The 7,419-nt window shown below is 63.3% G+C and carries 10 protein-coding genes and 1 pseudogene; 3 read left to right on the top strand and 8 right to left on the bottom strand.

What is annotated here, in order from left to right; all coding sequences use genetic code 11:
• The 4 genes from EOA86_RS14905 to EOA86_RS14890 all read right to left on the bottom strand — a co-directional run.
• Positions 1–566: aminotransferase class V-fold PLP-dependent enzyme (locus EOA86_RS14905; RefSeq protein WP_128342322.1), on the bottom strand; the 566-nt coding region annotated here is incomplete at its 3' end.
• Between the two features lie 145 nt (positions 567–711).
• Positions 712–1,167, bottom strand: a complete 456-nt coding sequence (locus tag EOA86_RS14900; RefSeq protein WP_128342321.1) for an EF-hand domain-containing protein — start codon at positions 1,165–1,167, stop codon at positions 712–714.
• A 189-nt stretch (positions 1,168–1,356) separates the two neighbouring features.
• Positions 1,357–2,643 carry an MFS transporter gene (locus EOA86_RS14895; protein ID WP_128342319.1) on the bottom strand — a complete coding sequence of 429 codons (1,287 nt, stop codon included), beginning with the start codon at positions 2,641–2,643 and terminating at the stop codon, positions 1,357–1,359.
• Positions 2,644–2,646: 3 nt separating this feature from the next.
• Positions 2,647–2,838, bottom strand: coding sequence for a hypothetical protein (locus EOA86_RS14890; protein WP_206630026.1), 192 nt, complete (start codon positions 2,836–2,838; stop codon positions 2,647–2,649).
• Positions 2,839–2,910: 72 nt separating this feature from the next.
• Here EOA86_RS14890 and EOA86_RS14885 point away from each other — a divergent pair, with 72 nt between their 5' ends.
• Positions 2,911–3,579 (top strand): metalloregulator ArsR/SmtB family transcription factor, encoded by a 669-nt coding sequence (locus EOA86_RS14885; RefSeq protein ID WP_128342317.1) that lies wholly within the window; start codon positions 2,911–2,913, stop codon positions 3,577–3,579.
• Between the two features lie 59 nt (positions 3,580–3,638).
• Here the strand turns inward: EOA86_RS14885 and EOA86_RS14880 are convergent, their stop codons facing one another.
• Entirely contained in the window at positions 3,639–4,253 is a 615-nt protein-coding gene (locus EOA86_RS14880) for a nuclear transport factor 2 family protein (protein ID WP_245497267.1), read from the bottom strand.
• A gap of 23 nt (positions 4,254–4,276) precedes the next feature.
• Positions 4,277–4,489, bottom strand: coding sequence for a hypothetical protein (locus EOA86_RS14875; protein WP_128342315.1), 213 nt, complete (start codon positions 4,487–4,489; stop codon positions 4,277–4,279).
• Positions 4,490–4,654: 165 nt separating this feature from the next.
• On the opposite strand from EOA86_RS14875, the gene EOA86_RS14870 reads away from it, so the two are divergent.
• Complete coding sequence (locus EOA86_RS14870) at positions 4,655–5,617, top strand: LysR family transcriptional regulator (RefSeq protein ID WP_348633347.1); 963 nt, start codon at positions 4,655–4,657, stop codon at positions 5,615–5,617.
• 105 nt (positions 5,618–5,722) lie between these two features.
• Here EOA86_RS14870 and EOA86_RS14865 read toward each other — a convergent pair whose 3' ends face one another.
• Entirely contained in the window at positions 5,723–6,520 is a 798-nt protein-coding gene (locus tag EOA86_RS14865; RefSeq protein WP_128342314.1) for an SRPBCC domain-containing protein, read from the bottom strand.
• A complete protein-coding gene (locus tag EOA86_RS14860; RefSeq protein ID WP_128342312.1) occupies positions 6,511–7,119 on the bottom strand; it encodes a helix-turn-helix domain-containing protein in 609 nt (202 codons plus the stop codon). Before EOA86_RS14860 ends, EOA86_RS14865 begins: the two co-directional genes overlap by 10 nt.
• A gap of 187 nt (positions 7,120–7,306) precedes the next feature.
• Between EOA86_RS14860 and EOA86_RS14855 the strand changes: the two are divergent.
• Positions 7,307–7,419 (top strand): annotated as a pseudogene (locus tag EOA86_RS14855) (GFA family protein); the annotation flags it as partial.

Genomic DNA, 7,419 nt, shown 5'->3' with positions numbered 1-7,419 from the left:
CGGACATAGAGCGCACCGACACCCTTCGGCGCGTAAAGCTTGTGGCCGGCGATGGTCAGCAAATCGACGCCAAGCGTGTCGACCTTGGTTGCAATCTTGCCGACTGACTGCGCTGCGTCGGTGTGAAATCGGACCCATGCTCCCGCGCAATAGATCGGCTGGATCGTGCCAACCTCATTGTTGGCGTGCATGACGCTGATCAGGATGGTGCGCGGCGTGATGGCACAACGCACGTCCTCGGGATCGACCCGGCCCGTGCTGTCGACCGGCACATAGGTCACTGCCGCGCCGAGCTGCTCGAGGAACCGGCAAGGGGGCGAGAATGGCCGGATGCTCGACCGTGGTGGTGACGATGTGCTCGCCTTGTGCCTAAGCGCGAAGAACGTGCCCTTGATCGCCAGGTTGTTGGCCTCGCTGCCGCCACTTGTGAACACGATCTCGTCGGTTGCGCAGTCGAGCAGCGCCGCAACCTGGCTGCGGGCCTTCTCCAGTGCAGCCTTCGCCGGCATGCTCGCCCAATGGCCGCTCGACGGATTGCCGAAAGCTCCATCCAGATATGGCCGCATGGCAGCCGTGACCTGCTGGCGTTGTAGTCGAGATAGATCGATGTCATGCTCAGGAGCCTCGTTCGCGGCTTGACCCGCACCTTTGCGGCGGCGAACGTCTCGGCCGCGCGGAGGCCGTGGTGCCCGGCAATCAGCTTGAGCGCGACTATTCCCGCATGAATGCCTGAACCTCTTCGGTTGTCACTTTGCCGTCCTTGTTCGCATCGACCTCATCGAAGATTCTCTTATGGATGGCGGTGATCTCTTCGAAGGAAAGCGCGCTGTCGCCGTTCGTATCGGCAATGGCGAACATGATCTTCATCATGTGCCCGCGCATGCGCATCATCGGCATTGCGCCCATCATGCCGGGCTGCATCATCCCGCCGCCCATCATGCCGTGGCCCATGCCCTGGCCCATCATGCCCTGGCCCATCATGCCGGGTTGAGCGGGCTGTGCACCTTGGTCTTGTCCCGCCATACCTCCAGGCTCGGGAGACGGCGCCTGCGCGACCGTCGTATGGTGCGGATCGGCTGCGGTCGTTTGCGCGGCGGCTATAGCCGTCGCGCCGGCGGCGATAATGGCGGCGAGCGCGGCCGCGCGCATCAGTGCAATCAACGTCATAATATCCTCCTTCCTCTCATGGGGCTCGGCAGAGCTCGTCCCAAGGTGCTGGCGGCTCTGCGGCCGGAGATGCTTTCAGCTCTTTCCCTACTGCCGGCCAAACCGCCGGTCGCGGTCAAACTTCAATGTAAGCCAAAGGCGTGGCGAAATTTGCGCCGGATCAATTGCTCGGGCAGCGATCTGCCGCTGTCATGTTGCCCTCCTTGAGGACGGATCTGTAGACGAGCGCGAGACATCGCTCATCACGACAACCACGACTACCCCTGAGAGAAACGTCAGCGCGGCGATCGATGTAATCGCCCATGACAGCCCGAAGCTGTCGGCGATGAGGCCGGCGCAGAGCGCACCGATCGCGTAGCCGAGATCCCGCCAGAACCGGTAGACGCTGAGCGAGCGGGCGCGCCAGGTCGGATGCGAGGCATCGGAGACGGCTGCGATCAAGCTCGGGTAGACCATCGCTGTGCCGAGGCCGAGCAGAAGGCTGCCGACGATCCACCACTCGAACTGGCGCGTCGCCGCGGTGAGAAACAGACCGGCGGCCTGAACCCACATGCCGGCTACGATCAGGCCTTTGCGCCCCCAGCGATCGCTCAAGGGACCCGTGACGATCTGCAGGACACCCCATGTCGCGGGATAGATCGCCTTGAGAATGCCGATGCGCTCGACGCCGAGGCCGAAGGAAGCGAAGAACAATGGGAAGATGCCCCAGCTCATGCCGTCGTTGAGATTGTTGACCAGGCCGGCCTGGGAGGCGGCGAACAGGTTGCGATCCCCGAAGGAAGTGAGCGCGAAGACCTGCCGAAAGCTGATTGGCGCGGCCTGCTGCGCCTGGGATGAAGCCTCGAGCCGAACATGGTCGCGCGTGTCGCGCACCAGCAGGATCGACAGTGCGGCACCGACGACCGCATAGCCGATTCCGAGATAGATCGGCACTGGCCGAAGTCCGTATTGCGCGGCGAGATAGCCGGTCAGCAGCGCCGTCACCCCGACGGCGAGATAGCCGGCGAACTCGTTGAGGCCGACGGCAAGGCCGCGCGATTTCGGCCCGACGAGATCGACTTTCATGATCACGGTCATCGACCAGGCGAGCCCCTGGTTGATGCCGAGCAATGCGTTGGCCGCAATCACCCATTCCCAGGTCGGCGCCCAGATGATCATGAACGGCACCGGCAGGCCGACCAGCCATCCCAAAACGAGTACGCGCTTGCGGCCCCACGCGTCGGCAAGCTGGCCCGAGACCAGATTGGCGAGGGCCTTGACGACGCCGAAGCTGACGATGAAGGAGACGATGAGCGTCGTCGATGTGACGTGGAACTCCTCCGATCCGATCAGCGGCACCACCGTCCGTTCTATCCCGACCATGCCGCCGACAAAGGCGTTGATCACGACGAGCAGCGCGAATTGCGGCCAGTTCTCCCTGAGGCCGAGCCTGACGGATGAACCCGTCTTGCCTGGAACCGATGCCGCTTCCTCCATGGGTCAGGCCGCCGCCGCAGCCAAGCCGGAATTGGCGGCCCGGAGTGCCGCGGCCTTGGGCGGTACCGGCGGAATCTCGGCGAGCATGAAGCGGATGAACGCGCCCTCGTCCTCGATCAGGAGGGCCTCGTTATGGCAACCGAACAGGTACGAGACGCCGGCTGGATCGGTGTGAAGACACTGGCGGAGGATCATGGTCTTGCGCGCCTCGCTACGAAGGGCTAGAACATTCAATCATTCCGCTGAATGTTTCACTGAGGAGAAGCGGTGTCAAGCACCGGACCGAAACAGGCGATCTACGCAAGCCTTGCCGAAGTGGCTCAGGCGCTCGGCCATCCGCATCGGCTCGAGCTGCTGGAGCATCTGGCGCAAGGGGTGCGCAGCGTCGAGGACCTCGCCGCGCGAGCCCATCTGAGTTTCGCCAATACGTCGCGCCATTTGCAGATCCTGCGGCGGGCGCGGCTCGTCGAGACGCAGCGCCGCGGCAAGCACGTGCTCTATAGCCTCGCCGGCGATGCCGAGGTGGTGGCGCTGATCAAGGCGCTTGGCCGCGTCGGCGAGCGAAACGTGGCCGAAATCGGCCGCGTCATGGCCGACTATTTCCGGGCTCGCGATGCGATGGAACCGGTGTCGCGAGACGACCTCGTCTCGAGGCTGCATGACGGCATGGTCACGGTTCTCGACGTGCGACCCGAGGCTGAATTTGGGGTTGGGCATCTTCCAGGCGCCCTCAACATCCCGCTGGCCGAGCTGGAGCGTCGCTTGGGCGAGTTACCGGCGGATCGGGAGGTGATCGCCTATTGCCGCGGCCCTTATTGCGTTCTGTCGTTTGAGGCGGTCGCCGCCTTGCGGGAGCGGGGCTACCTCGTCCGTCGGCTCGAGGACGGCTATCCCGAATGGAAGGCCGCCGGCCTACCGGTCGAAACGGCAGCCTGAAACAGAACGCGCGGAGCTGTCAGAGCGTCGTTGGTCTGGCGTGGACTTTCAGCGGCGAGTCAGCGGGCCAGCGCGGCCCCCTGCTCTAGGCTGATACCCCGGGCGAGCGGGTCTGCGTGCCGGTGCGCGAGCCGCCATTCGGATCCTTCGCGGCGATAGACCAAGGTGACGCGCAGCGGCCAGTCCTGGGCCGGCAGACCGCCGACTTCGCCATGGGCGCGCTCGATGAGCGCGAGAACCACCATGTCGGCCGCGGCATAGGCTTGGACCAGCTCTTGTTCCAGCGTGCCGTTCTTGAAGAAACGCCCCATTGCCTCCCAGCGTTCGCTTGTCATCTCCACGCCGCGTGTCGGCTTTCCGCCGAAAGGCGACATAAGCGTGAAGTCATCGGTGAGCGCAATCAACGCACGGTATCGGGCGATGTCGCCGCGCATCAGCGCCGCGTTGGCTTCGGCGGTCTGCCTGATGAGCGTGGCAATCTCCTCGTCGGCGATGGAGACCTGATGGGCAACGGCAGAGTCGCTCGTAGCTTTCGTGATCCCAAGCGACGCGAGACCGGCGCCCGCTGCAGCGAGTGCTGAACGTCGTGAAACTGGCATGAGAATTTCTCCTATGTTTGTACCAATCCGCAGGCGCAGGCCGCTGGCATCGGTCGAGCCGATGCGATCCCACATCTTTCACCCGGCCGGCATTTCCGTCAGGGCTTCAAAAGACTGTGCAGCGGCTGGAAGGACAGCTTCGGCCGGATGCCATCCGGCAGATTCGGCGCGATATGAGCAGCGGAGAAGCGCGTCGCGTCTTCCTGGGAGTTCCACACCTCGACGATCCGCCAGCCGGCTGCCACCGGGTGCGACACGTGCATGATGAAGCCCGGCGCCTGCCTCAAAGCGCCACCCACGAGGGCGAGCATGCCATCATGCCTTGCGGCGACTGTCCGCCGACCTCGGAAATCATCATCACCGCATGGCTGTTTTCCCGCTCAAGGCTGCGTTCGTCCGAGCGATGCACCGCTCAACCGGCAGAATTGCATGTTCATCTTGATGAAGCCAATGATATGATTTCAGCAATATGCTGAATGGAATTGATCTTTCACGCGCCGATCTCAATCTCCTCGTCCCTCTTCGAGGCCGTGCTCGAAGAGCACCACGTGGGCCGGGTTGCGGACCGGCTTTATCTGACTCCATCGGCTGTCAGTCACGGGCTCGGCCGGTTGCGCCGGCTCTTCAATGATCCGATGTTCCTAAGAACACCCAAGGGCGTCGTGCCGACGGCGCGTGCGACGGAACTGGCCGCGCCGATCGCCGTTATTCTGGCGCGCGTGCGCAGCGTCATGGCGACTGCCGCACCCTTCGACCCCGCCACGGCGGTGCGCCGGTTCGCAATCGGCGCGCCGGACGGTGTCTCCAGCCGTGATCCTGCGCCCGCTTCTCGCAAACTCAGCCGGATTGCGCCACGCCTCGAAATCGGCGTGCGTCAGCTCTTGCCCTCTCCGGCGCGCGCGTGGCGAAGCGCGATTGTCGATCTCGAAGCGCACGCCATCAATATCGCGATCATTCCGTCCGATGACATCCCGCCTCGCTTCGAAAAGCGCTGCATCTACGAAGAAGACTTTGTAATTGCCATGCGCCTTGGACATCCGTTCGCGCGTGATCCGACCCTGGAGCGATACTGCGACATGCAGCATCTGGTGGTCTCGCACAGTGGCGATCCCTATGGCTTCGTGGATGAACAGCTGGCCAAGCAAGGCCGGGCACGACGGATCGCGTTGACTGTTCCCAACTTCATGTTCGCGCTTGCGGTTATCGCCGAGACCGATCTCATTTCGGCCTTGCCGCGGCGGTTCGTTACCATGCATGCGGCGCGTTTCGGCGTCCTGAGCCTCGATGCCCCGTTGCCGTTGCCCGGCTTCCGGCTCAACGCCGTCGCTCCCAAGGTCGCGATGATGGATGCGGGTGTGGCATGGCTTTTCGATCTGCTTGCAGGAGTGGAGCCTACTGCGCAAAAGCACCACAGCGGCCTGCCCGCACTTAGACGGTAATCATAGCTCGGAAAGCTTCGTCGGCTGCCATGGCGGGTGTGCTGTAGGGTAGATTTAATGCCGCGCAGCGTTGATTAAACTGACAACTACGTTTCCACTGGAGCGCTACTCGCTCGGAGTTGGGAAATGCTTTTCAAGCCAGGTTCGCCACCTTGGCTCCTCCCGTTTTGCAACGCTCGCTGCATCGTCGCCAAAGAGGAAAAACCGCACGGACAGGAATGTCATCCCGCCCATCGGCAAGGCGAAGAGGTGCGCGAAGCCCGGCGCGGGCTGGTCCAGCCGGACCACCAACTCGGGATGGTCCTGCGGCCCTGTTCGTTCGACGACACCCCCGAATGCCTGCGTGTCCGAAGCCACGCGCCGTTGTTCAGTCGCATTCGCCAGGCCTAAGGGTTCAACCAGCTTTCGCCATGCATCGGCTAAAGCTTGAGAGGACGGGACCAAGAGCTGAAAAGCCGAGCCGTGCTGCCCGGGAAAGTGCGTGAGGTAGAGGCGGAGCAGGCGGAAGAAGGCGATCCATCCGTAGCTGTGGCCTTCGAACTGATCATCCCAATCATCAGAAGTCGCGAACCACCGATGGACAACGCGAACGGTGCAAAGCCCGCCGGACTTCGCCTCGACGGTCCATTCCGTCGCTACCGTTCCCGACTGACCCGGTGCTTCTGCGACAAACCGCTTGGGCGGCTCCCAAGCCGTGATGGTGGCGACCGAATCCATGCTTCCATCGGCAGCGAAATGCGAAACGCTGGTTCCTCCGATGCGGCCTTCGAGTTCGCTCGGCACGAACCATTGAGATATTCCAGGTCCCGTTGCGATCGCGTTCCAGACGTCCTCCGGTGTACCGGGGACATCCACTTGCGCCTCGACCGAGCGATTGCCGGCAGAATCTTTTTTTACTGGCATTGAACGTCCTTTCCTTGCGGATTGGAAGGTGAAGGATGCGCGGTCACGACAAGGCGATGGGACCGCCCCTGCGGCGCCGTTTCGTCGTGATAGCGTGCCGCCAGCGTGGTGATGGCCTCAGCCAGTTCACGTGTGAACGAGGCGCGGTCGGCGGCGGAGCGGAAGCGGATTTCGGTGTCGATCGCCAAGGTCGCCAAGCGCTTGCCGGCATCCGTGGCGGCGCGCTGGAGGGCCCCGATCTCCCGCACCAGCCGAGCGCCGAGCGCGATGAGGTAGCTTGCCGACAGGCGGTCGGCGGTGCGGTCCGGATCGGCGCCGACCGGACCCAGTGCGCTCGTCGAGACGACATAGCTTGTGGCGCTCGCCACCATGAGCCGCTCGGTCAAGCCACCCCACTTGCGCGTGTCTGCAACTTGGACAAGCCCGTGCTCCTCCAGAGCATGCAGGTGGTAATTGATTTTCTGCCGCTTGAGACCGAGGCGTGTGGCGAGGGCAGCGGCCGAGGCGGGCTCCCGCAGTTCCGAGAGGAGCTGACTCCGAACCGGCTCCAACGCGGCGGCGGCCGCGCTTGGCCGATCTATGACCTCGATATCGAGCATGCAACCCTCATATTGACAAGCTTTCCTGTCAATGCAAGAGCGAAAGGACCGCTTCGTTCCAATAAGGGGGCGGCAAGGATGGGCGAGGGCCGCTAGACGACGCGTCCCCGCCCGCAGCGGGGCAATTGCAATGACAGTGCCGTTCGTTGTAGCCATTCCGACCGCTTGATTTTGGAGGAGATGCAGCATGGACCGATTCACTGGCGGTTGCCTGTGCGGCAACGTCCGAATTGTGGCGTCGGGACTCCCATACCGGGTCGGCATTTGTCATTGTCTCGACTGCCGCAAGCATCATGGGGC

It is taken from the genome of Mesorhizobium sp. M5C.F.Ca.IN.020.32.2.1, assembly GCF_004023105.1.
Taxonomy (GTDB): Bacteria; Pseudomonadota; Alphaproteobacteria; order Rhizobiales; family Rhizobiaceae; genus Mesorhizobium; species Mesorhizobium wenxiniae.
The sequence above is the reverse complement of the archived record's forward strand: the minus strand, read 5'-3'. Positions and strand labels throughout refer to the sequence as shown.